The organism is Ramlibacter monticola (assembly GCF_016722785.1).
Taxonomy (GTDB): Bacteria; Pseudomonadota; Gammaproteobacteria; order Burkholderiales; family Burkholderiaceae_C; genus Ramlibacter; species Ramlibacter monticola.
This window is the reverse complement of sequence record NZ_JAEQNE010000002.1, coordinates 340,121-363,503: the sequence shown is the minus strand read 5'-3', so window position 1 is coordinate 363,503 and position 23,383 is coordinate 340,121. Positions and strand designations below refer to the sequence as shown.

The 23,383-nt window shown below is 70.6% G+C and carries 21 protein-coding genes and 1 pseudogene; 6 read left to right on the top strand and 16 right to left on the bottom strand.

The features are described 5' to 3' along the window. Positions 1-8: 8 nt before the first annotated feature. Together ubiD and JJ685_RS29750 are read left to right on the top strand one after the other, a co-directional pair. Positions 9-1,493 carry a 4-hydroxy-3-polyprenylbenzoate decarboxylase gene (ubiD, locus tag JJ685_RS09620; RefSeq protein WP_201674031.1) on the top strand — a complete coding sequence of 495 codons (1,485 nt, stop codon included), beginning with the start codon at positions 9-11 and terminating at the stop codon, positions 1,491-1,493. Positions 1,494-1,604: 111 nt separating this feature from the next. Then, positions 1,605-2,351: a glycine zipper 2TM domain-containing protein gene (locus tag JJ685_RS29750; protein ID WP_236598859.1), complete on the top strand. Its 747-nt coding sequence runs from the start codon at positions 1,605-1,607 to the stop codon at positions 2,349-2,351. Between the two features lie 367 nt (positions 2,352-2,718). Here the strand turns inward: JJ685_RS29750 and JJ685_RS29745 are convergent. Then, a pseudogene (locus tag JJ685_RS29745) lies at positions 2,719-2,916 on the bottom strand (cold-shock protein); the annotation flags it as partial. A gap of 243 nt (positions 2,917-3,159) precedes the next feature. Here JJ685_RS29745 and clpS point away from each other — a divergent pair. Together clpS and clpA are read left to right on the top strand one after the other, a co-directional pair. Further along, positions 3,160-3,528 carry an ATP-dependent Clp protease adapter ClpS gene (gene clpS / locus JJ685_RS09605; RefSeq protein WP_201674029.1) on the top strand — a complete coding sequence of 123 codons (369 nt, stop codon included), beginning with the start codon at positions 3,160-3,162 and terminating at the stop codon, positions 3,526-3,528. 44 nt (positions 3,529-3,572) lie between these two features. Continuing rightward, positions 3,573-5,918, top strand: a complete 2,346-nt coding sequence (gene clpA / locus JJ685_RS09600) for an ATP-dependent Clp protease ATP-binding subunit ClpA (protein WP_201674028.1) — start codon at positions 3,573-3,575, stop codon at positions 5,916-5,918. A 135-nt stretch (positions 5,919-6,053) separates the two neighbouring features. Here clpA and JJ685_RS09595 read toward each other — a convergent pair whose 3' ends face one another. The 5 genes from JJ685_RS09595 to JJ685_RS09575 all read right to left on the bottom strand — a co-directional run bounded on the left by JJ685_RS09595 (position 6,054) and on the right by JJ685_RS09575 (position 11,719). Continuing rightward, complete coding sequence (locus JJ685_RS09595; protein ID WP_201674027.1) at positions 6,054-8,102, bottom strand: M3 family metallopeptidase; 2,049 nt, start codon at positions 8,100-8,102, stop codon at positions 6,054-6,056. A gap of 25 nt (positions 8,103-8,127) precedes the next feature. Continuing rightward, positions 8,128-8,889 (bottom strand): TSUP family transporter, encoded by a 762-nt coding sequence (locus tag JJ685_RS09590; RefSeq protein WP_201674026.1) that lies wholly within the window; start codon positions 8,887-8,889, stop codon positions 8,128-8,130. After that, positions 8,886-9,353, bottom strand: coding sequence for an EVE domain-containing protein (locus JJ685_RS09585; protein ID WP_201674025.1), 468 nt, complete (start codon positions 9,351-9,353; stop codon positions 8,886-8,888). Before JJ685_RS09585 ends, JJ685_RS09590 begins: the two co-directional genes overlap by 4 nt. A gap of 81 nt (positions 9,354-9,434) precedes the next feature. Continuing rightward, positions 9,435-10,712, bottom strand: a complete 1,278-nt coding sequence (gene eno, locus JJ685_RS09580) for a phosphopyruvate hydratase (protein WP_201674024.1) — start codon at positions 10,710-10,712, stop codon at positions 9,435-9,437. Then, positions 10,709-11,719 (bottom strand): phosphotransferase, encoded by a 1,011-nt coding sequence (locus tag JJ685_RS09575; RefSeq protein WP_201674023.1) that lies wholly within the window; start codon positions 11,717-11,719, stop codon positions 10,709-10,711. Before JJ685_RS09575 ends, eno begins: the two co-directional genes overlap by 4 nt. A 42-nt stretch (positions 11,720-11,761) precedes the next feature. Between JJ685_RS09575 and JJ685_RS09570 the strand changes: the two genes are divergently transcribed. Continuing rightward, entirely contained in the window at positions 11,762-12,655 is an 894-nt protein-coding gene (locus JJ685_RS09570; RefSeq protein ID WP_201674719.1) for a ketopantoate reductase family protein, read from the top strand. A 21-nt stretch (positions 12,656-12,676) separates the two neighbouring features. On the opposite strand, the gene JJ685_RS09565 is transcribed toward JJ685_RS09570, so the two are convergent. After that, positions 12,677-13,438, bottom strand: coding sequence for an HAD family hydrolase (locus JJ685_RS09565; RefSeq protein WP_201674022.1), 762 nt, complete (start codon positions 13,436-13,438; stop codon positions 12,677-12,679). A 118-nt stretch (positions 13,439-13,556) separates the two neighbouring features. Between JJ685_RS09565 and JJ685_RS09560 the strand changes: the two genes are divergently transcribed. After that, positions 13,557-13,958 carry a hypothetical protein gene (locus JJ685_RS09560; protein ID WP_201674021.1) on the top strand — a complete coding sequence of 134 codons (402 nt, stop codon included), beginning with the start codon at positions 13,557-13,559 and terminating at the stop codon, positions 13,956-13,958. Positions 13,959-13,984: 26 nt separating this feature from the next. Here JJ685_RS09560 and JJ685_RS09555 read toward each other — a convergent pair whose 3' ends face one another. The 9 genes from JJ685_RS09555 to JJ685_RS09515 all read right to left on the bottom strand — a co-directional run bounded on the left by JJ685_RS09555 (position 13,985) and on the right by JJ685_RS09515 (position 23,379). After that, positions 13,985-14,332, bottom strand: a complete 348-nt coding sequence (locus JJ685_RS09555; protein WP_201674020.1) for a nucleotide pyrophosphohydrolase — start codon at positions 14,330-14,332, stop codon at positions 13,985-13,987. Between the two features lie 55 nt (positions 14,333-14,387). Continuing rightward, positions 14,388-15,665, bottom strand: a complete 1,278-nt coding sequence (locus tag JJ685_RS09550) for an amidohydrolase family protein (protein WP_201674019.1) — start codon at positions 15,663-15,665, stop codon at positions 14,388-14,390. Next, positions 15,665-16,789, bottom strand: coding sequence for a HupE/UreJ family protein (locus JJ685_RS09545; protein WP_201674018.1), 1,125 nt, complete (start codon positions 16,787-16,789; stop codon positions 15,665-15,667). The genes JJ685_RS09550 and JJ685_RS09545 overlap by 1 nt, the downstream gene beginning before the upstream one ends. Then, positions 16,786-17,970, bottom strand: a complete 1,185-nt coding sequence (locus tag JJ685_RS09540; protein ID WP_201674017.1) for a tetratricopeptide repeat protein — start codon at positions 17,968-17,970, stop codon at positions 16,786-16,788. Before JJ685_RS09540 ends, JJ685_RS09545 begins: the two co-directional genes overlap by 4 nt. A gap of 8 nt (positions 17,971-17,978) precedes the next feature. Further along, a complete protein-coding gene (gene upp, locus JJ685_RS09535; protein ID WP_201674016.1) occupies positions 17,979-18,614 on the bottom strand; it encodes a uracil phosphoribosyltransferase in 636 nt (211 codons plus the stop codon). Positions 18,615-18,624: 10 nt separating this feature from the next. Further along, positions 18,625-19,896 (bottom strand): URC4/urg3 family protein, encoded by a 1,272-nt coding sequence (locus JJ685_RS09530; RefSeq protein ID WP_201674015.1) that lies wholly within the window; start codon positions 19,894-19,896, stop codon positions 18,625-18,627. Next, positions 19,893-21,140: a GTP cyclohydrolase II gene (locus tag JJ685_RS09525; protein WP_201674014.1), complete on the bottom strand. Its 1,248-nt coding sequence runs from the start codon at positions 21,138-21,140 to the stop codon at positions 19,893-19,895. Before JJ685_RS09525 ends, JJ685_RS09530 begins: the two co-directional genes overlap by 4 nt. Positions 21,141-21,240: 100 nt before the next feature. Then, a complete protein-coding gene (locus tag JJ685_RS09520) occupies positions 21,241-21,780 on the bottom strand; it encodes an REP-associated tyrosine transposase (protein WP_201674013.1) in 540 nt (179 codons plus the stop codon). An 81-nt stretch (positions 21,781-21,861) separates the two neighbouring features. Then, entirely contained in the window at positions 21,862-23,379 is a 1,518-nt protein-coding gene (locus tag JJ685_RS09515) for a helicase HerA-like domain-containing protein (RefSeq protein ID WP_201674012.1), read from the bottom strand. Positions 23,380-23,383: the final 4 nt, after the last annotated feature.

The following is a 23,383-nucleotide window of genomic DNA, read 5'->3' as shown; positions in this document are numbered from 1 at the left end:
GCCGTTCGATGACCTACCGCGACCTGCGCGAATTCATGGCGCAGCTGGAGGAAGGCGGCGACCTCAAGCGCGTCTCCCAGCCGGTTTCGCCGCACCTGGAGATGACCGCCGTCTGCGACCGCGTGCTGCGCGCGGGCGGCCCCGCGCTCCTGTTCGAGCAGCCCTCCGGCCACCGCATGCCGGTGCTGGCCAACCTGTTCGGGACGCCGCAGCGCGTGGCCCGCGCCATGGGCGTGCCGGACCTCAAGGGCGTGCGCGTGTTCGGCGAACTGCTCGCGCGCCTGAAGGAGCCCGAGCCGCCGCGCGGCTTCAAGGAAATGCTCGGCATGGGCGACCTCGTCAAGCGCCTGTGGCACATGGCGCCGCGCGAGGTGAGCCGCCCTGCCTGCCAGCAGCAGGTGTTCGAAGGCGAGGAAGTCGACCTGGCGCGGCTGCCGATCCAGCATTGCTGGCCCGGCGACGTGGCCCCGCTCATCACCTGGGGCCTCGTGATCACGCGCGGGCCCCACAAGCCGCGCCAGAACCTGGGCATCTACCGCCAGCAGGTGCTGTCGCGCAACAAGGTCATCATGCGCTGGCTGGCGCACCGCGGCGGCGCGCTCGACTTCCGCGACCACGCGCTGGCGCATCCCGGCGAGCCGTACCCGGTGGCCGTGGCGCTGGGCGCTGATCCGGCCACGCTGCTGGGCGCCGTCACGCCGGTGCCGGACGCACTGTCGGAATACCAGTTCGCCGGCCTGCTGCGCGGCGGCCGCACCGAGGTGGCGCCGGCGCTCGGCGTGCCGTTGAAGGTCCCGGCGACGGCGGAGATCGTGCTGGAAGGCCACATCCAGCCCGACCCCGCCCACCCCAGCGGCTACGAGCACGCGCTGGAAGGGCCGTACGGCGACCACACCGGCTACTACAACGAGCAGGCCGAGTTCCCCGTGTTCACGATCGACCGCATCACCATGCGGCCGGACGCGATCTACCACTCCACCTGCACCGGCAAGCCGATGGACGAGCCCGCGGTGCTGGGCCTCGCGATGAACGAACTGTTCATCCCGCTGCTGCAGCGGCAGTTCCCGGAGATCGTCGACTTCTACCTGCCGCCCGAGGCGTGCAGCTACCGCATGGCCGTGGTGAGCATCCGCAAGGCCTACGCGGGCCATGCGCGGCGCGTGATGATGGGCGTGTGGAGCCACCTGCGCCAGTTCATGTACACGAAGTTCATCCTCGTGGTCGACGACGACGTCGACGTGCGCGACTGGCGCGAGGTGATGTGGGCCTTGACCACCCGCATGGACCCGGCGCGCGACACCATGATGATCGAGCACACGCCCATCGACTACCTGGACTTCGCCTCGCCGGTGGCCGGGCTGGGCAGCAAGATGGGCATGGACGCCACCAACAAGTGGCCGGGCGAGACGCAGCGCGAATGGGGGCGGGCCATCCAGATGGATCCCGAGGTCACGGCGCGGGTGCAACGGCTGTGCGAAGACCTCGGCTGCTAGACACCGAAGGATTTCACGTCGCCGCGCGCTGTTACATGCGCCGTTACCGTTGAGCCAGCCGGCCGTCCGAAAATCCCGTTGGCTTCAATGAGCAGAGAGAGCAGGACCCGCATGCGTACTTCCATCCTCCTGGCCGCCGTGGCGGCCGTCCTGGCCGCGCCGGCCGCCATGGCCGACCGCGACGACCATGACCACGGGCACGGACATGGCCACGGTCATGGCAAGCACAAGGAGGAGTTCTGGGACGGCAACTGCAAGGTGACGCGCGAGTGGAAGCACGGCGACTACACCGAAAAGCGCAAGTGCCGTGCGCCCGAGCGCGTGGTGGTCGTGCCCGCGCAGCCCGTCATCGTGCAGCGGCCGCCGGTGGTCGTGCAGCAGCAGCCGGTGGTGGTGGTGCCCTGGATGCACCAGCAGCAGGGCGAGTACGTGTACAAGCCGCAGTACCGGCCCGCCCCGGTGGCCGGCACCGTCCGCTGCAACAGCCCCGCCGTCGGCAGCCTGCTCGGTGGCATCGTCGGCGGCGTGCTGGGCAACCAGATCGGCAAGGGCGACGGCCGCACCCTCGCGACCATCGGCGGCGCCGTCGCCGGCGTGCTGGTGGGCGGGGAGGTCGGCCGGCGCATGGACGCCGCCAACCACGCCTGCGTGGGCGAGGTCCTCGAGGTCGCCCCGGCGGGCCGCCAGGTGCAGTGGGCCGAGGGGCCCACGCGCTACACCGTCGTTCCCGGCCAGGTGAGGTACGTGCAGGGCTCCTACTGCCGTCCGTACACCCTGACGGTGCACACCGAGCACGGGCCGCAGCGCCAGCAGGGCACGGCCTGCCGCCGCCCCGACGGCGTCTGGATCGCCGGCTGATCCGCGGGCCGGGAGGCCTTCGGTTCCGACTGGTTCCCGGCGCCCATCGTGCGCTGCTCCCGGCACACCCGATCGTCCCCGCAGGGGTCAATCGCCCATTCGCGGGTGTAAACCCCCTCCTGTGGGGAAGGGCGGACCGTGCGCGCGTGCCGCGCACGCCGTGGCCGGAGTGTGAAAAGCCGCCCGGAGGCGGCTCGTTCGACAAGGTCGGGGTCAGCGCGCGCGTCGGCGCGGCGGCGCCCGCTCAGGTCTTGTTGGCGTGGTCCGTGCCGTGGCCGCCGGCCGCATGGAACTGCGGCGCGCGTACCTTCGGCTGGCGCGGCGGACGGTCGGTGCCCGGCGGCTGCGTCTGGATCGGGCCGGGCTGGGCCTGGATGTTCTGCGCCAGTTGGCCCTTGGGGCCCTGCTGGATGTCGAAGGTCACGCGGGATCCCTGCTTGAGGGTCTTGAAACCTTCCATGGTGATCGCGGAAAAATGCGCGAACACGTCCGAGCCGCCGCCATCGGGCTCGATGAACCCGAAGCCCTTGGCATCGTTAAACCACTTGACAGTGCCGGTCGCCATGATGCGCGCCCCCGTTTTTTGTTCCCTCAGTTGCGGGCGAGTGTCCGTGAAGACCGCTCATCTGTCAACATTTTCACTTAGTCACGCGCAAGTGGGCGCCACGAAAGGATTCCTGCTCTGCAAAGCGTCTGTAAAGGCCTCCGCGCCGGTCGGAATCTGCAAGCTGGCACACATGTCGCTTGAATGTGACGGGACCGTCGCCAATTCACCTAGGGTCTACGGGTGCCAGTTCCGGTCGATAGAATGATTTTCATGGCCAGTCAGACACCTCTCCCGCCCCCGGCCGGACCCACGATCCGGCCGAAGGAGGACGATGGCGGTTCGGTGGTTGCAGAACGAAAGACGCAGAAGACCAAACCGCCGCAGATGTACCAGGTCGTGATGTTGAACGACGACTACACCCCCATGGAATTCGTGGTGGTGGTGATCCAGGAGTTCTTCGGGAAAGACAGGGAGACGGCCACGCAGATCATGTTGAAGATCCATCTGGACGGCAAAGGCATTTGTGGCGTGTACTCGAGGGACGTCGCGGCCACGAAAGTCCAGCAGGTGCAGGAGGCGGCCCGCCAGGCGGGGCACCCCCTGCAGTGTCTGAGTGAACCGGTCGAGTAAACCGGGACTCGAAGGAACAGAGGTTTGAAGCAGAAGGAAATCACATGATTGCCCAGGAATTGGAAGTCAGCCTCCATATGGCATTCGTGGAGGCGCGTCAGCAACGCCACGAATTCATCACCGTGGAGCACCTGTTGCTGGCCCTGCTGGACAATCCCAGCGCGGCCGAAGTGCTGCGCGCTTGTTCCGCGAACATCGACGACCTGCGCAAGTCGCTGTCGAATTTCATCAAGGACAACACGCCGCAGGTGGCGGGCACGGACGACGTGGACACCCAGCCCACGCTGGGATTCCAGCGCGTGATCCAGCGCGCGATCATGCACGTGCAGTCCACCGGCAACGGCAAGAAGGAAGTGACCGGCGCCAACGTGCTGGTTGCGATCTTCGGCGAGAAGGATTCGCATGCCGTGTACTACCTGCACCAGCAGGGCGTCACGCGGCTGGATGTCGTGAACTACATCGCCCACGGCATCAAGAAGAGCGACCCGCCCGAGCCCGCCAAGAGCGGCGAGAACCCCGGCTCCGAGGGCGAGGAGGGTGGCGAGAAGAACGAGAAGGCGTCGCCGCTCGAGCAGTTCACGCTCAACCTCAACCAGTCCGCTAAGGAAGGCAAGATCGATCCGCTGATCGGCCGCGAGTACGAGGTCGAGCGCGTGATCCAGATCCTGTGCCGCCGCCGCAAGAACAACCCGCTGCTGGTGGGTGAGGCCGGCGTGGGCAAGACGGCCATTGCCGAAGGCCTGGCCTGGCGCATCGTGCAGAAGGAAGTGCCCGAGATCCTGGCCGAGAGCACCGTCTACTCGCTGGACATGGGCGCGCTGCTGGCGGGCACCAAGTACCGCGGCGACTTCGAGCAGCGCCTCAAGGGCGTGCTGCGCTCGCTGAAGGACAAGCCCAACGCGATCCTGTTCATCGACGAGATCCACACGCTGATCGGCGCCGGAGCGGCGTCGGGCGGCACACTGGACGCCTCCAACCTGCTGAAGCCGGCGCTGTCGCAGGGCACGCTCAAGTGCATCGGCGCGACGACCTTCACCGAGTACCGCGGCATCTTCGAGAAGGACGCGGCGCTGTCGCGGCGCTTCCAGAAGGTCGACGTGGTCGAGCCGAGCGTGGAGCAGACCATCGAGATCCTCAAGGGCCTCAAGAGCCGCTTCGAGGAGCACCACAGCGTGAAGTACGCGGCGGGCGCCCTGCAGGCCGCAGCGGAGCTGTCGGCCAAGTACATCAACGACCGCCACCTGCCGGACAAGGCGATCGACGTGATCGACGAGGCCGGCGCCGCCCAGCGCATCCTGCCGGTGAACAAGCGCAAGAAGACCATCTCCAAGGCGGAAGTCGAGGAGATCGTGGCGAAGATCGCCCGCATCCCGCCGGCCTCGGTGTCCAGCGACGACCGCAGCAAGCTGCAGACCCTGGAACGCGACCTCAAGTCCGTGGTGTTCGGCCAGGACAAGGCGCTGGAGGTTCTGGCAGCTTCCGTGAAGATGGCGCGCAGCGGCCTCGGCCGCGGCGACAAGCCGATCGGCTCCTTCCTGTTCTCCGGCCCCACGGGCGTCGGCAAGACCGAAGCGGCCAAGCAGCTGGCCTACATCATGGGGATCGACCTGATCCGCTTCGACATGTCCGAGTACATGGAGCGCCACGCGGTGTCGCGCCTGATCGGCGCGCCTCCCGGCTACGTCGGCTTCGACCAGGGCGGCCTGCTCACCGAGGCCATCACGAAGAAGCCGCACGCGGTGCTGCTGCTCGACGAGATCGAGAAGGCCCACCCGGACATCTTCAACGTGCTGCTGCAGGTGATGGACCACGGCACGCTGACCGACAACAACGGGCGCAAGGCCGACTTCCGCAACGTGATCATCATCATGACCACGAACGCGGGCGCCGAGACCATGAACAAGGCGGTGATCGGTTTCACGACGACCCGCGAGGCGGGCGACGAGATGGCCGACATCAAGCGCCTGTTCACGCCGGAGTTCCGCAACCGCCTGGATGCGGTCGTGAGCTTCAAGCCGCTGGACGAGCAGATCATCCTGCGCGTGGTCGACAAGTTCCTGCTCCAGCTGGAGCAGCAGCTGGCCGAGAAGCGCGTGGAGGTCACCTTCACCGACCAGTTGCGCAAGCACCTGGCCAAGAAGGGCTTCGATCCGCTGATGGGTGCGCGGCCGATGCAGCGCCTGATCCAGGACACGATCCGTCGCGCCCTGGCCGACGAACTGCTGTTCGGCAAGCTCACCGAAGGCGGCCGCCTCACGGTGGACATCGAGCACGGGAAGAACGAGAAGGGCGAGGAAACCTCCGAGGTGAAGCTGGACATCCAGCCGCTGCCGAAGAAGGAAGGCCGCTCCCGGCCGGAGCCGGAAGAAGTCTCCAGCGACGGGCAGTAAGCGCCTCCGCCGCCACGAAAAAGCCGCCCTCGGGCGGCTTTTTTCATTCCCCTTCGCCGTTCCCGCGACCGAGTGGCCCGGCGGGCCGCGAAATCGCGCGAACGCGCGGCAGGCGGCAACCCGGGCCTTCCGTCCTCACGCCTCCAGCAGCCCCTTCTGCCGCAGCAGCGGCTCGATCACGGGATCGCGCCCGCGGAACGCGCGGAAGGCCTCGCCGGGCTCCACGCTGTTGCCCGTCGAGAGAATGCAGCGCCGCAGCCGCTGCGCCACCTCGCCATCGAACGGACTGCCCGCCTCCACGAACGCCTCCCACGCATCCGCATCGAGCACCTCGGCCCACAGGTACACGTAGTAGCCCGCCGCGTAGCCCCCGCTGAACAGGTGCTGGAAATGCGCCAGCCGGTGATTGATGCCGGCCGCTTCCGGCAGTCCGCGCTCGCGCAGCACCTGCTCCTCGAAGGCCGGCCAGTCGTCCACCGCTGCGGGATCGGGGTGCCGGTGCACCGCCATGTCGACGATCGCGCTGCCGCAGTAGCGCACCGTCTCGTAGGCTTCGCCGAACTTCTGCGCCGCGTCCAGCCGCGCCACCAGCGCTTCGGGGATGGCTTCGCCCGTCTCCACGTGGCGAGCGTGGCGCCGCAGCACCTCCGGTTCGGCCATCCAGTGCTCGAACAGCTGCGACGGCAGCTCCACGAAATCGCGCAGCACCTGCGTGCCCGCGAGGTCGCCGTAGGTCACGTCGGACAGCAGCCCGTGCAGTCCGTGGCCGAACTCGTGGAACAGCGTGCGCACGTCGTCGAAACCCAGGAGCGTGGGGCTGCCCTTGGCGAAGTTGTTGGTGTTCAGGACCACCGGCAGCACCTCGCCGCCATTGCGCGCCTGCAGGGCGAGGCTGCTCATCCAGGCGCCGCTGCGCTTGCTGGGGCGGGCGAAGTCGTCGCGGACGAAGAGGCCGACGGCGCGGCCCTGCGCGTCGTGCACTTCGTAGGCGCGGGCATCGGGGTGGTACAGCGCGAGCTCGGGCCGCGGCGTGAATCTTAGGCCGAACAGGCGCTGCGCGCAGTCGAAGGCCGCCTGCACCATCGCATCGAGCGGGAAGTAGGGCTTGACCTGGGCGTCGTCGACGGCGAAGTCGCGCTGCCGCACCTTCTCGGCCCAGTAGCGCCAGTCCCAGGCCTCGATGCGGGCCGTGCCGCCGGCCGCGCGCTGCACGGCTTCCAGCGCGGCGCGCTCGCGCGCCAGGGCGGCCTTCGCGCGCCCGTAGACGTCGTCCAGCAGGCGGTCCACCGCCGCGGGGGTGCGCGCCATGCGGTCGTCCAGCGCGTAGTCCGCGTAGTTGGCGTAGCCGTGCAGCCGAGCCTGCTCCTGCCGCAGTTGCAGGATGCGGCCCACCCGCGGGCGGTTGTCGTGCTCGCCCGCGTGCATGCCGCGGCCCACCCAGGCCCGCCACGCCTGCTCGCGCAGGTCGCGGCGCTCGGAAAAGGTGAGGAAGGGCACGATGAGCGAGCGCGACAGCGTGATCGCGTGGACCTCGCCCAGGCCCCGCTGCTGCGCGGCGGCGCGGGCCGCCGAGCGCACGAAGGCCGGCAGGCCGGCGAGCTCGTCCTCCTCGCGCAGCACCAGCGCCCAGGCGGACTCGTCGTGCAGAACGTTCTGGCCGAAGGCGGTCTGCAGGGAGGCCAGCTCCTGCACGATCTGCGCATGGCGTTCCTGCGCGTCGGCCGGCAGCCGCGCGCCGGCGCGGACGAACCCCAGGTGCGTGCGTTCCAGCAGGCGCAGCGCTTCGGGCTCCAGCCCGAGGCGCGCGCGCTGGGCGTGAACCTGGTCGACGCGGGCGAACAGCGCTCGGTGCATGGAGATCGCGCTCCAGTGCGCGGCCAGCACGGGCGCCATGCGACGCTGCACTTCCTGCAACTCCGGCGAGGTTTCCGAGGAGCACAGGTTGTTGAACACCATGTTGAGCCGGCCCAGGCGCCGCCCGCAACGGTCCAGGGCGGCCAGCGTGTTCTCGAAGTCGGGCGCCCCCGGGTCGTGTGCGATGGCCTCGATCTCTTCGCGGTGGGCCTTCAGGGCCTCGGCGAAGGCCGGTTCGAAGTGCGCCGGCTGGATGCGGTCGAAGGGCGCGAGGCCGTAGGGGGCGGTCCAGGTGGAGAGGAGGGGATTGGCTGCGGGGGCGAGGGGCATCGGGTCATTCTAGGAAACCCGGCCGTCAGCCGGCCAGCGCACGCACCGCCGGACCGATCAGCCCCACCCCCGTGATCCCCAGCAGCCCGCACACGATCTTCAGCACCGTCTCGCGCCGCCACTTCGGCGGGTGCCGGCGCAGCCACCAGGTCAGGGCCATCGCGAGCGGGAGCGACACCGCGCACAGCAGCAGCGAGCGCAGGGTGAACTGGCCGGCCGGCACCACCATGGCCAGGCGGATCAGCGAGCCGGTGGCGAGCGCCGCCACCAGGGTGTCGCGCACCACGTCCAGCGTCACCGGCTGGCGGTAGTACTGGTACACGAGCGGCGGGCCCGAGGCCGAAAAGAGGCCGCCCAGGACCCCCGAGACGAAGCCGAAGCCGCGGAACGACCAGCGCGACGAGCGCCGCGCGAGCGGCTCCGTCCGCAGCAGCACGATCGCCGCGCAGGCGAGGACCACGACCCCCAGCAGCAGCCGCAGCACCGTCACCACGTTCGCATTCAGCCACGCCATCAGCGCCACGCCCGCGCCGTAGCCGAACACGCTGCCGCTCACGGTCGGCTTCCAGATGGCCCAGTCCGGCGAGCGCCCCGCGCCCCGAAGCGCGATCACCGCGCTGGCGAGCGACAGCACGGTGGCGACGTTCGCCACGTCCGGCAGCGGGGCCAGGTCGAACAGGCTGGCCAGCCCCAGCAGGATCAGCGCCATGGCGAAGCCGGTGATGCTCTGCGCGCAGGTGGCCAGCGCGACGCAGCCGAGGAAGGCCGCGAACTGCCAGCCCGTCATGTCTTCGCGTCGAGCTTCTTCAGGATGCGGCGCCAGTGGGCCGGCTCGACCGGCGTGATCGACAGCCGGTTGCCCTTCTTCAGCACGACCAGGTCCTGCAGTTCCGGGTCGGCGCGCAGCTCGGGCAGCGCGAGGTTGCGCGTCTTGCGCAGCACCTGCACGTCGACCAGCATCCAGCGCGGCGACTCCGGCTTGGAGGCCGGGTCGTGGTACGGCGACTTCGGGTCGAACTGCGTCGGGTCGGGATAGGGCGTGGAGGCGACCCGCGCGACCCCCACGATGCCCGGCTCGGCACAGCTCGAGTGGTAGAACAGGACGCCGTCGTCGATGCGCATGTGGTCGCGCATGAAGTTGCGGGCCTGGTAGTTGCGCACGCCCGTCCAGGGCACGGTCGCGTCGGGCGCGGCCAGCGCGTCGTCGACCGAGACTTCCTCGGGCTCGGATTTCATCAGCCAGTAGTGCATGACCCGCCGATTATCGGCATGCCCGCCCGGGCCGGCGCACCGGGCGTCCCAGGCGCGGGACCGCATGCGCAGCGGGGAGCGTCAGCGGCGCCCGGCCAGCGCGGCGCGGCCGGCGAAACCCGCCGGGCCGCCGGGGCGCGTCTCCAGCCGCACCCCCTCGTTCCACTTCGCCATGCGCTCCGAGCGGGCGAAGGATCCGACCTTGAGCTGCCCGGCGTTCCAGCCGGTGGCGAGGTGCACGATGGCGACGTCTTCCGTCTCGCCGGAGCGGGCGGACATGATGGTGCCGTAGCCGAGCGACTGCGCGGCCTCCAGCGCGGCGCGCGTTTCGCTCACCGTGCCGGCCTGGTTCGGCTTGACCAGCACGCAATTGCAGGCGCCCGCCTGCGCGGCCGCGCGCACGCGCTGCGCGTTCGTCACCAGGTAGTCGTCGCCGACCACCTGCACGCGCCCGCCCACCGCCCGGGTGAACGCGACGAGCCCCGCCTCGTCGTCTTCCGCCAGCGGGTCTTCGATGGAGACGATGGGATAGCGCTCGATCCAGCGCAGCAGCCGTTCGCACAGGCCGTCGGAGTCCAGTTCGGCCTGGTCCAGCGCGAGCCGGTAGCGGCCGCCGGCGCCGAACTCCGAGGCCGCGATGTCCAGCGCGATCGCCACTTCGTCGCCGGGCGTGAAGCCGGCCCGCTCGATCGCCGCGACCAGCGTGTCGAGCGCATCTTCGTTGCGCGCGAAGTCGGGCCACCAGCCGCCTTCGTCGGCCACGCCGGCGAGGGCGTCGCGACCGGCCATCAGCTCGCCGGCCGCGCGGTACACCTCCGCCGTCATCTCCAGCGCCTGCGAGAAGCGGGTCGCGCCGGTGGCGATCACCATGAAGTCTTGGATGTCCACGCGGCGCCCCGCATGTGCGCCGCCGCCGAAGATCTGGATCTGCGGCAGGGGCAGCGGCACTTCGCGTCCCTGCGCGAGGTGGCGCCACAGCGGCTGCCGCGCGTGCGCCGCGGCCGCATGCAGCACGGCCAGGGAGCTGGCGATCAGCGCGTTGCCGCCCAGGCGCGACTTGTCCGGCGTGCCGTCCAGCGCGATCAGCATCCGGTCGATGCCCTCCTGGTCGGCGGCGTCGCGACCGCGCAGGGCCGGCGCGATCTCGCGTTCGATGCCGCGCAGGGCCTCCTGCACGTCGCGGCCGCCGAAGCGCTCGCCGCCGTCGCGCAGTTCCACCGCCTCGTGGCGGCCGCGCGAGGCACCGGCAGGGGCGATGCCGATGCCGGAGCTGCCGTCGGCGTTGACGATTTCCACTTCGACGGTGGGACGGCCGCGCGAATCCCAGACGCGGCGGGCGAGGACTTGTTCGATGGTCATGCGAAGGCGCGCGCCCAGCGGGCCGCGACGGTGGGGAGGGAAGAGGGCGCCTCCTGCAGCAGGGCGGTGGCGGCTTCGCGCACGGCCGCGCGTTGCGGCCCGGCCAGGTATTCGACCGGCGACTTGCCGTCGACGCGCGCCAGCGCGAGGCCGGGCAGCAGCGTGGCGACGCGCCGTTCCAGCGCGGCCACCGGCTCCCAGCGCACGTGCGGCCAGTAGGCGGCGAGGAACAGGTCCAGGCCGTCCATGAGCGCACGCGTGCAGGCCGGCAGGTGCGCGGCCTTCAGCAGGAAGTGGTTGAGGCAGAACGACAGGTCGAAGGCAGGATCGCCGAACCAGGCGCATTCGGCATCCAGCAGCACCGGCCCGCGCGGGCCGAGCAGGATGTTCTTGGGGCTGACGTCGCCGTGCACCAGCACGCGCCGCGTGGCGGCCGTGCGTTCGACCAGCTGCAGCAGGCGGGCCGCCAGCGCGGGATGCTCGCGCGCCGTCTCGACCAGGTAGGGCTCCAGCCGCAGGGCGTGGAAGTCGGCGTCGTTCGCGAACTGCCGCGCCAGGGCGTCGTCGTCCGCGGTTGCCGCGTGGATGCGGCCCAGGATGTCGCCGACCGCGCGCGCGGTGTCCGCGTCGACCCGGCCCGCGAGCAGTTCGGCCTTCCAGTTGCGGTATTCCGGCCCGAGGAAGGCCATCACGAAGCTCTTGCTCGCGGCGTCCTCGCCCAGCACCGGCGGCACGTGGCCGGGCACGATCGCCCCGACGGTGCGCAGGTAGCCGATCTCCGCGAACACGCGCTCGACCGGCACCTTCCATTCCTTGGCGACCTTCAGCTGCGGCAGCGCCTGCTTGACGCAATAGCTGCCGCGGCGCAGGTCGACCCGGTAGATGCCCGAGGACACGCCGCCGGCGAGCGGCACGGCGCGCACTTCCTCGTCGGCCGCCGCGAGGCCGAGCGCGAGGAAGATGCGCCGCATCGCCGCGGGGTCCCGAGAGAGGTCGACTTGGGCCATGGCCGGGCGATTCTAGAATGGGCCATGGCCCACAACGACCCCCTGAAAGTCGCCGTCATGGGTGCCGGCGCCGTCGGCTGCTACTTCGGCGGCATGCTGGCACGCGCCGGCCACCCGGTCACGCTGATCGCGCGTCCGCAGCACGTGCAGGCGATCGAGCGGGAGGGTCTGCGCCTGGAGACGAAGGGCTTCGACGAGCGCGTGCGGCTGGCCGCGACGACGGAGCCGGCCGGCGCGAAGGACGCCGACCTGGTCCTGTTCAGCGTGAAGTCGCCCGGCACCGAGGAGACCGGCCGCCAGCTGATGCCCTTCCTGCGGGACGACACGCTGGTGCTGTGCCTGCAGAACGGCGTCGACAACGCGGAGCGGCTGCGCGCGGTGCTGCCGCGGCACGAGGTCGCGGCCGCGGTGGTCTACGTCGCCACCGAGATGGCGGGGCCCGGGCACCTGAAGCACCATGGCCGCGGCGAGCTGGTGATCGAACCGGCGCGCGCCAGCGAGCGGGTCGCGCAGGCGCTGCGCGACGCCGGGGTGCCGGCCGAGGTCTCCTCCAACGTGCGCGGCGCGCTCTGGCTCAAGCTGATCCTCAACTGCGCCTACAACGCCATCTCCGCGATCGCGCAGCGCCCCTACGGCGAGAACGTGGCCGGCGCGGGCATCTGGGAGGTGATGCACGACGTCGTCGACGAATGCGTGGCGGTGGCGCAGGCCGACGGCGTGCAGTTGCCGGCCGACCCGCATCTCGCCACGCGCAAGCTGGTGGAGTCCATGCCCTCGCAGTGCTCGTCCACCGCGCAGGACCTCGCGCGGCGCAAGCCCACCGAGATCGACTACCTGAACGGCTACGTGGTGCGGCGCGGCCAGGCGCTGGGCATCGCCACGCCGGCCAACCGGGTGCTGTGGGCGCTGGTGAAACTGATCGAGGGCAAGCACTGAGGGGGCGCGGACGCGCGCCGCTCACTCCTCCTTCGGCCTGGGGCTGGCGGTCGTCCCCAGCGTATCCTTCGCGGGCTTCAGCACCGCGAGCAGGTCGGAGGTCGTGCGCAGGATCAGGTCGGCACCGGCTTCCTTCAGTTCGCGCTGGGTGCCGAAGCCGCACAGCACGCCCACCGTCTGCGCGCCCGCCAGCCGGCCGCAGCGCACGTCGATCGTGGTGTCGCCGATCATGAGGCAGGCCTTCGGGTCCACGCCCATGACCCGGGCCGCATGGAACAGCGGCTCGGGATGCGGCTTCATGCGCCGGGTGGTCTGCGCACCCACGACGATCCTGAACAGGTCACGCACCCCGTTCTGTTCGAGAAAGCGCTCCACCCGCGGCGCGCCGCCCGTGGTGATGGTGCACATCGGGTAGTGCGCGGCGAGCGCGTGCAGCATCTCCTGCACGCCGGCCACCATGTCGTGCGGCACTTCGTCGATGGCTTCCGGGTTGCGCGTGTGGGCGGGGTCGGCCTGGTGCGCCTTCATGGCGTGGAGGCGGGCGCGCAGGCGCTGCGCGGGCACGTCGAGGCCGAGCCGGTCCAGCCAGGCGTAGGCGCCGTGCACCGGCGTCTCCAGGCCCATCACCGCCTGGCGCGCCAGCTTCTCGCTGCGCCGGCCGCTCACCAGCGGCACCTTGTCCAGCAGCGCCGCGAGCTGCGCCACGAGGTGGTCGTCCGTGTCGGCGATGGTGCCGTCCACGTCGAAGCAGAGGGCCTGGATGCGCAGGAGGTCGAGAGCCATGGGCGGTTCCGTCTGGGCGTCCCAGCATAGGAGAACCGGGCCGGCCCGGGGGTCCGCCGGCATTGACTTGCGCGGCACGGTCCAGCAGACTCGGCCAAACGATCCCAACAGCCTGACCATGCACGCGTTCGCCCGTCTCCTCCCCCTGCTGCTCGCCACCACGGGCGCGCTGGCCCAGTCCCCGGTCCAGGACCTGCCGAAGGACCTGCACGGCCGGTGGACCTCCAAGCCCGCCGGCAGCGCCGCCGTCACGCAGCCCTTCGACCTCGAGAACATCCAGCGCAAGGACGACGGCAGCTTCAGCGCCCGCCTGACCTGGACCGCGGCGGATGCGAAGTGCACGATCCGCTACCAGCCGATCACGGGGCGCATCACGTCCTCCGGCCTTGCCTTCGAAGCCAAGACGCCCTGCGACCAGCCCTTGAGCGCGGAACTGGCGCGCGGGGCGGCGGGCGCCTGGGTGGGCATGGCCAGCAACAAGGCCACGCCGCCGGTGGTGGTGGAACTCACGGCGAAATAGGGCAGGCGGGCCTGCCGCCCGGCCTCCTACAGATCCGTGTACTTTCCGCTCGACCCCTTCGCCTTGTCGACCGGGTACTTGAGCGCGTTCTTCTCCAGCTTCGCGCGCAGCGCCGCGTCCAGGTCGATGCCGAGGTCGTGCGCCATCAGCAGCGTGTAGCTCAGCACGTCCGCCAGTTCGTCGGCGAGATCGGCCTTGCGGGCCCGGGCGGCTTCGGCTACGCCGGCCGGGTCCTTCCACTGGAAGATCTCCAGCACTTCGCCGGCTTCCAGCAGCAGCGAGAGCGCCACGTCCTTGGGATTGTGGAACTGCTTCCAGTCGCGCTCGTCGCGGAAGCGGAGCACGGCGGCGGTGAGTCGTTCGAGATCGGTCACTGGACTACCCTCCGCGCTACGCGCTGCGGGATTCGCCGTGGGGCGGCCCGGCGGCTCATGGCTTCTGCACGAATTCCACGGTGCGCGGCGCGTCGCCGACGAAGATCTGCGGCAGCACGGGCGCGGTCGATGCCACCAGCCGGCCGCGCTTCCACACGTGCAGCCGCGCGGCGCGCAGGCGGATCGCCTCGACGACGTCGCGCGCCTGCAGCAGCACGAAGCTGGCCTCGCAGCCCGGCGCGAGGCCGTAGCCCTCGAGGTGCATCACCTTCGCGGCGTTCACCGTCACGGCATCGAAGCAGGCGCGGATGCCCGCCTGGCTGGTCATCTGCGCCACGTGCAGGCCCATGTGCGCCACCTCCAGCATGTCGCCGGAGCCCATGCCGTACCAGGGGTCCATCACGCAGTCGTGGCCGAAGGCGACGTTGACGCCGGCGGCCAGCAGTTCCGGCACGCGGGTCATGCCGCGCCGCCGGGGATAGCCGTCGTGGCGCCCCTGCAGCGTGATGTTGATCAGCGGGTTGGCCACCACGCTGACCCCGCTCTGCGCCACCAGCGGCAGCAGCTTGGACACGTAGTAGTTGTCCATGCCGTGCATGGAGGTGCAGTGCGAGGCGTTGACGCGCCCCTGAAGCCCGAGGCGCTGGGTCTCGAAGGCGAGCGTCTCGATGTGCCGCGACAGCGGGTCGTCGGTCTCGTCGCAGTGCATGTCGACCAGCTTGCCCCGGTGGGCCGCGGCTTCGCACAGCAGCTTCACGCTGGCCGCGCCTTCGGCCATGGTGCGCTCGAAGTGCGGGATGCCGCCGACGATGTCCACGCCGAGGTCCAGCGCGCGCTGCAGGGTGTCGAGGCCGCCCGGCGTGCGCAGCACGCCGTCCTGCGGGAAGGCGACCAGTTGCAGGTCGACGACGCCGGCGACGCGGCGCTGCACTTCCAGCATGGCCTCGACGGGCAGCAGGCTGGGATCGCTCGTGTCCACGTGGCTGCGGATGGCGAGGAGGCCGCGCGCGACCGCCCAGTCGCAATAGGCCAGCGCGCGCGCGATCAGGTCTTCCGCCTTCAGCAGGGGCTTCAGCTCGCCCCACAGCGCGATGCCTTCCAGCAGCGTGCCGCTCTCGTTGACGCGCGGCAGCCCGTAGCTGAGTGTCGCGTCCATGTGGAAGTGCGGGTCGCAGAAGTGCGGCGCCAGCAGGCAGCCGCGCGCGTCCACGGTCTCGTGGGCCGGGGCGGCCAGGCCGGGCGTGATCTCGGCGATCCGGCCGGATCGGACCGCGACCGACATGCCGGTGCGGCCGTCGGGGAGGGTGGCGTTGGTGAGGAGGAGGTCGAGCATCAGGAGGGGGCCAGGTCGAACGCGCGTTCCACGAACCACCACGCCGCCAGCAATGCCACCGCCAGCGAGCCGAAGCGCAGCACGCCGATGCGGTAGAAGCTGGTGGAGCGCAGCAGGTAGGCGACGGGCAGGAAGGCGGCCACGATGGCGAGCTGGCCGATCTCCACGCCCAGGTTGAAGCCGACCAGCGCCAGCGCCAGCGCGCCCTGCGGCAGGCCGAGGTCGGCCAGCACCGAAGCGAAGCCGAAGCCGTGCACCAGGCCGAAGACGAAGGCCATCACCCAGCGCTTGCGGTCGATCGTGCCGCGCAGGTTGTTCAGCGCGGCGACCACCACCGAGGCCGCGATCACGGACTCGACCAGCCGCGAAGGCAGGCTGGCGAGACCGAGGACCGCCAGGCTCAGGGTGATCGAATGGGCGAGCGTGAAGGCGGTGACCACCTTCAGCACGTCGACCGAGGCGGCCCGCAGGCTGGGGCTGGGCGACCAGGCGCGCTGTTGCCGCACGAGCACCGCCGGCAGCAGCAGGGCGACCAGGAACAGGATGTGGTCGAAGCCGATCCAGATGTGCCAGATGCCTTCGACGACGTACTGGCGCAGGGTCTCCCAGCCGCTGGGGGCGGCGAGCTTCAGGTCCTGGACGGCCGAATCGGCGGCGAACACCAGGGCCTGCGGCGCGGCGGCGCCGGCCGGAGTCCACTGCGCGAGGCCGCGGTGCGTGGGGTCGACGTCGAACAGCATCGCGTAGCGCACCTGCAGGATGTCGGCGAGGCGCTCGCAGCGGGCGTGCAGGGTGAGCACCGCATAGGTGCCGTCGCTGTGCCGCTCCAGCGTCAGCGGCCCGGCCGGCGCCAGCGGGCAGGCCGATCCCTGGGACGCGAAGGCGAGCTTGGCGACGGCCAGCTTCTCGATGTCGGCGCTGCGCTGGCGCACCTCGCCCCAGGTGAGTTCGCCGTTGCCGTCGCGATCGAGCTGCAGCACGTAGTCGAGGTCGCGCAGGGCGACGTCCCAGCGCACGGCCACGCCGTCCGGCTCGCCGCGCAGGCTCAGGTAGGAGTCGCTGGGCTTGTGGGCCGAAGCGGGGGCGCAGAGGAACAGCGCGGCGAGCAGCAGCCAGCGGATCATCGGCGGCCCCCTGCGAGCCGGGTCGCGAGCGCCTGCAGCGCCGGATCCTCGTAGCCGCTGGCCGCGAGCCACTCCAGTGCCGGTTGCGCCGCGGCCGGCTCCTTCGCGGCCAGCGCGGCGCGCAGCAGGATCTCGGCGTCGCGCGGCTCCTTCTGCCGCGCGTAGTTGCTCTTCGCATGGGCCACGGCCCCGGCCGGGTCGCCTTCCAGCTCCAGCGCCCAGCGCGCCGCCTCCTGTTCGTGCAGCCGGTCGCCCCGCTTCGCCGCCGCCGCGAAGCGCTCGCGCAGCTGCGAGCGCCATTCCTCCCGGCGCGGGTGGTTCACGGCGCGGCCGGCCAGGGCCAGGCGCAGCAGCAGGACGTCCGAGCGTTCCCAGCCGGCCAGCAGCTGCAACACCTCCTGCGGGCGCCCCCGCTCCAGCAGGAAGTCCGCGTACGAGGCGAGCAGGAACTGGTCGGTGATGCCTTGCGCGAGCGCGCTGCGGTAGTGGCGCTCGGCGTCGCCCGGGCGCTGCAGGCGCTGCGCCATTTCCGCCAGGCGGGTCTGCAGCCACAGCATCAGGGCCGGGTCCACGTCGTGCGCCTGCGACACCGCATCCGACAGCATGTCGTAGGCCGGAATGAGCTGCCCGGTCGCGGCGCGCACGTAGGCGGTGCATCCCTGCGCCAGCAGGGGCTGCGCGATCCGCGCGAGCCGGTCGCATTCGGACGCCGCCCAGGCGTAGCGCGCCTGCACCATGGAGATCGCCGCGCGCCAGGCCACCGGTTCGACGGCCTGCGGATCGAGTTCGCTGGCGCGCTGGAGGCTCGCCAGCGCGGCCTCGAAGTCGTGGCTGTACTGCTGCAGCTGGCCCCGCACCAGCCAGTAGCGGGCGTCCTTCGGCGCCGCTCTTTCCAGCGGCGCGATGCTGGACATCGCATAGCCGACGTAGCGCGGGTCGCCCTGGGCCATGGCCAGCGCGAAGTAGCGCTCGCCGAGGTCGAGGCGCAGGGCGGCGTCGTCCGGCCGGGACGCAAGCTGGCGGCGCAGCGATTCGACGGCGCGCAGCGCCGGATCGCTCGCCACCGGCAGCCGTTCCACCACTTCGGCGTCGCTCGCGGGCGTATAGGGGGCCGCCGCGGCGTCCACGGCGAAGACGGCCAGCGCGGCGGCCGCCGCGAAGGCGCAGCGCGGGATCCGCATGGGGTCGCTTACTTGGTGCCGAAGATCCGGTCGCCGGCGTCACCGAGGCCGGGCAGGATGTAGCCGTGCTCGTTCAGCTCGCGGTCGATGGCCGCCGTGTAGATCGGCACGTCCGGATGCGCCTTCTGCATCGCCGCCACGCCTTCCGGGCAGGTGAGCAGGCACACGAACTTGATCGACCTCGGACCCAGCTCCTTGAGCCGCTCCACGGCGGCGATCGCGGAGTTGCCGGTGGCGAGCATGGGGTCGACGACGATCACGTCGCGGTCCGCCATGTGCTGCGGCATCTTGAAGTAGTACTCCACCGCCATCAGCGTCTTGGGGTCGCGGTACAGGCCGATGTGGCCCACGCGCGCGCCGGGCACCACGTTGAGCATGCCGTCCAGGATGCCGCCGCCGGCCCGCAGGATCGACACGAAGACGAGCTTCTTGCCGTCGATCACCTTGGTGCGGGTGGTCTCCAGCGGCGTCTCGATCTCCACCTCCTGCATCGGCACGTCGCGCGTGACTTCGTACGCCATCAGCGTCGAGAGTTCGTTGAGCAGGCGGCGGAAGCTGTTGGTGCTGGCTTCCTTGTTCCGCATCAGGGACAGCTTGTGCTGCACCAGCGGATGGTCGATCACATGGACGTTTTGGTCTTGCATGGCTCTCTGTTCAGAACACGGTCCCGTCGCTGGCCACCTGCAGGGGCGGCAGGCCGTTGCGGTTCCGCTGGGCGAGTTCGCGCCCGGCGGCCCAGGTGCCTCCCTCCAGGATGCAGGGCAGCGGCAGATGAGTGGCGTCAGTGTGCAGCAGTTTGCGCACCTCCACCGCCAATTCATCCATCAGCGCCACGGTCAAGGCCCGCCATTCGACGATCAGCTCGTCGCCCGGCCGCCAGGTTTCGCGCGCCACCGACTCGTCGCGCAGGCGCAGCACGCCGCTGTCGATCAGCAGGCCGCCGTTGCGGTACTCGGCCAGGGCGGTGAGGGCGTCCAGCCCGTGCAGGCGGACGCCGCCCCAGGCGAAAGGCTCCAGCAGCGAGTAGGTGAGCCACTGCGACAGCTTGTGGAAGGGCACCCAGCCGTCGCTGGCGCCTTCGCCGCGCACTGCTTCGTGGCGCCAGCAGTCGCCCAGGGGCTCGTTGCCGATCGCATTGCCGGCCGGCCAGATGCCGGAGCAGGTCAGCAGGATCTCGGACAGGATGTCGTGCGCCGAGTCCTCCGCCGTGCGGGGCGCTTCGGTGGCGCCGAAGGGCGTGAGGATCAGGTCGAACAGGCCCGAGGGACGGCCGTCCTCGTTGAAGGCCTCCGGCTGCTCCGCCATCGCCTCGCCGAAGCGCCGCAGCAGGATGGCCCGGCTTTCCAGGCCGACGAGGGGATTGTTCTCGCGCACCTGGAAGGCGCCCGCGAGGTGGTCGGTCGACAGGCCGCGCAGGCCGGCCGCATCGACCTGGCACGGGTGGTCCTTGTCGCTGGAGAACAGGCCGCTGGTGAAGGCGTGGAAGCTGGCGACCGCCAGCCCTTCGGAGCGGGTGAAGGCCTTGCCGGTGGCGGCTTCGGTGTAGCTCCAGTCCGCCCCGGCGCCGCCATCGAGGAGCACGCTCGCGAAGGTGAGGTCCACGAAGGCGTGGATGCGGGTGGTGCGCGGCAGGTGCGCGACGAGGCGGTCCAGTTCGGCCTTGCGGTCGAAGCCGCCGGCCTCGAAGTGGCGCCAGCGGCTGTGCAGCGGCACCTGCAGGCGCGGGAAGCGCTTCTTCGTGATCTCGGCAACTTGCCGCGCCGCGGTCCCCAGGGCCGCGTCTTCGACGGTGAACCACCGGGACTCGCCGGCGCGCGCGCGCTTCAGCAACTGCCCGCAGCGCTCGCGGATCGCATGCGTGGTGCGCAGCGTGCTGGCAGCGGCCTGAGCCTCCATCGTGCCGGTCGCGGGTTCCACCGTGCTCATAGGCTGCGCCCTTTCGTCTGCTTCAGTTGTTCTTCGTCGGGGGCGCCCGCCGGCGTGAAGTAGCCGGCCGCCTTCTTGGCCTCGATCTCGACCTGCGCGTCCGCGGGGATCAGCCCCGCCGGGATGTCGACGCGCTGGACGACCTCGATGCCGGAATTCGTGATCGCGTCGTACTTCATGTTGCTCATGGAGACGAGGCGGTGGATCTTGCGCACGCCCAGCCAGTGCAGCACGTCGGGCATCAGTTCCTGGAAGCGCATGTCCTGCACGCCCGCGACGCATTCCGTGCGGGCGAAGTACTGGTCGGCCGTGTCCCCGCCGACCTGGCGCTTGCGCGCGTTGTAGACGAGGAACTTGGTGACTTCGCCGAGGGCGCGGCCTTCCTTGCGCGAGTAGGACACCAGGCCGACGCCGCCGCGCTGCGCGCCCTGGATGCATTCCTCGATCGCGTGGGTGAGATAAGGGCGGCAGGTGCAGATGTCGGAGCCGAACACGTCCGAGCCGTTGCACTCGTCGTGCACGCGGGCGGTGAGTTCAACCTCCGGCCGGGCCAGGTCGCGCGGGTCGCCGAAGATGTAGACCGTCTGGCCGCCGATGGGGGGCAGGAAGACCTCGAGGTCGCTGCGCGTCACCAGCTCGGGGTACATCCCGCCCGTTTCCTCGAACAGGACGCGGCGCAGGTCGGCCTCGGAGCAGCCGAAGCGGCGCGCCACGCCGGGCAGCCACCAGACCGGCTCGATGGCGGCCTTGGTCACGCAGGCGGCGCCGCCCTCCGTCAGGAAGCGGCCATCGGGCTTCAGCCGCCCGTTCAGCAGGCCCTCGATCACCTCCGGCAGGATCACGTGCGCCTTGGTGATCGCGATGGTCGGGCGGATGTCGTAGCCGGCCTGCAGCTCGCCGGCGAACACGTCCGCGACCTGCGCCCCCCAGGGGTCGAGGCCCACGATCTTTTCGGGTTCGGTCCACTGCGGGTAGGGGCCGATCACGTCGGTGGGCGCGGTGTTGGTCAGGTCCGGCTTGTGATCCCGCGTCAGGGCGCCGGCGGCCACCGCCAGCGCCCGGTAGACGCTGTACGAGCCACTGTGGGTGCCGATCACGTTGCGGTGGCTGCGCCTGGTGGTCGTGCCTACCACCGGGCCGCGCTCGGCCGGGGTGGCGGCACCCCACTGGATCGGCAGGGCGCCGTGACCGCCCTGGTGCGAGGTCAGCCGGATGTGGCGAGGGGCGGAGGCTTCGGTGGCCATGGTGTGGGTGGGACCAAAAAGCCCACTCTAGCAAAGCTCTCGCGCCTGGAGTACGCCGGGTGACTGGATCGGTGGGTCTGCCTTGCCAGAGTCGGGGCGCTCATTCGCCGAACTGGCCCTCGATGGGGGCGTTGAGGCCCCAATCCGGTGCGAGGCGGCCTTCGCGCACGAAGCGGTGCAGGCTGGAATGGGGCCAGTCGCCGGCCCGCGTGACCCAGCCGTGCTTGACCGGGTTGAAGTGGATGTAGTCCACGTGGCGCTGGAAGTCTTCCTCGTCGCGGATCGGGTGTTCCCAGCAGCGGCGCTGCCACAGCGTGCGCTCGCGCCTGGCGCCCCGCGGGGCCGCGGCCTCTTCGCCCGGCACGCCCTTGGCCACCAGGGCCTGCGTGAAGCCCTGTTTCACCAGCATCCGGCGGGTGGAGAAATCGCTGTCGTCCACCGGCAGGCGCCAGAGGGCGTGGAGGTGCTCGGGCAGCACCACCATCGCCTCGATGTGGAAGGGATGCCGTGACCTGGCGTGCGCGACCGCCGCACGCAGCAGATCGACGTGCTCGACGAGCCAGCGCGCGCTGCGGTCCTGGAGGGTGAGGGTGAAGAACCAGAGCGGTCCGGAGGCAGGGTCGCGGATGGATTGGGACATGGTGCACCTGGAACGCGCCAGGCCCCGCCCGCGACGGTGACTTCGTGCCAGGAATCCGCGGTGATCGTCACCGCGGCGAAGCTACCGCTTCCCGCCCAGGATGCTCCCCAGCACCCCGCGCGCGATCTCGCGCCCCACCGAGCTGCCGATCGTGCGGACCGCGTTCTTGGCGAAGCTCTCCACCAGCCCTTCGCGCTTGCCGCCGCGCGGCCCGGTGGAGCCGAACAGCACGTCCGACAGCCCGCCCAGTACGCCGCCGCCGGAGTCCGTCGCGCCCGCCGTGCCGCCGGTGCTGCCCGCCGCGCCGGCAGCGGCCGCGGATTCGGCCCGGCCCTTGAGCTTCTCGTAGGCCGACTCGCGGTCCACCGTCTTTTCGTAGACCCCGGCGACGATCGAGTTCGCCAGCAGCGCCTTGCGCTGTTCGGGCGTGACCGGCCCGATCTGGCTGCCCGGCGGCAGCACGAACAAGCGCTCGGTCACGCTGGGACGGCCCTTTTCGTCCAGGAAGCTGACCAGGGCCTCGCCCACCGCCAGTTCCGTGATCGCGGCCGCGATGTCCAGCCCCGGCTTCTGCCGCATGGTTTCGGCCGTGGCCTTGACCGCCTTCTGGTCGCGCGGGGTGAAGGCGCGCAGCGCATGCTGCACGCGGTTGCCCAGCTGGGCCAGCACGGCATCGGGGATGTCCAGCGGGTTCTGGGTCACGAAATACACGCCGACGCCCTTGGAGCGCACCAGCCGCACCACCAGCTCGATGCGCTCGACCAGCACCTTGGGCGCTTCGTCGAACAGCAGGTGCGCCTCGTCGAAGAAGAACACCAGCTTGGGCTGGTCGAGGTCGCCCACCTCGGGCAGGGTCTCGAACAGTTCCGACAGCATCCACAGCAGGAAGGTGGCGTAGAGGCGCGGCGCGTTCAGCAGCTTGTCGGCCGCGAGGATGTTGACCACCCCCCGCCCGTTCGCGTCGGTCTGCAGGAAATCGGCGATGTTGAGCATGGGCTCGCCGAAGAACCGGTCCCCGCCCTGGGATTCGATCTGCAGCAGCCCGCGCTGGATCGCGCCCACGCTGGCCGCGCTGATGTTGCCGTACTCGGTGGTGAACTGCTTCGCGTTGTCCCCCACGTGCTGCAGCATGGCCCGCAGGTCCTTCAGGTCCAGCAGCAGCAGGCCGTTGGCGTCCGCGATCCGGAAGACGATCTGCAGCACCCCGGCCTGGGTCTCGTTGAGGTTCAGCATGCGGGCCAGCAGCAGCGGCCCCAGGTCGGTGACCGTGGCGCGCACCGGGTGGCCCTGTTCGCCGAACACGTCCCACAGCGTGGTGGGGCAGGGCGCGGGCTCCGGCTCGGGCAGGCCGCGTTCCTTCACGGCGGCGGCCAGCTTGCCTTCCAGCCGGCCGGCCTGGCTGATGCCGGTCAGGTCGCCCTTGATGTCGGCCAGGAACACCGGCACCCCGATCCGGCTGAAGCTTTCGGCCAGTTTCTGCAGCGTGACCGTCTTGCCGGTGCCGGTCGCGCCCGTGATCAGCCCGTGTCGGTTGGCCAGTGCCGGCAGCAGGTGGGCCTCGGTCTTGCCTTGCCGGGCGATCAGGAGCGGTTCGGCCATGGTG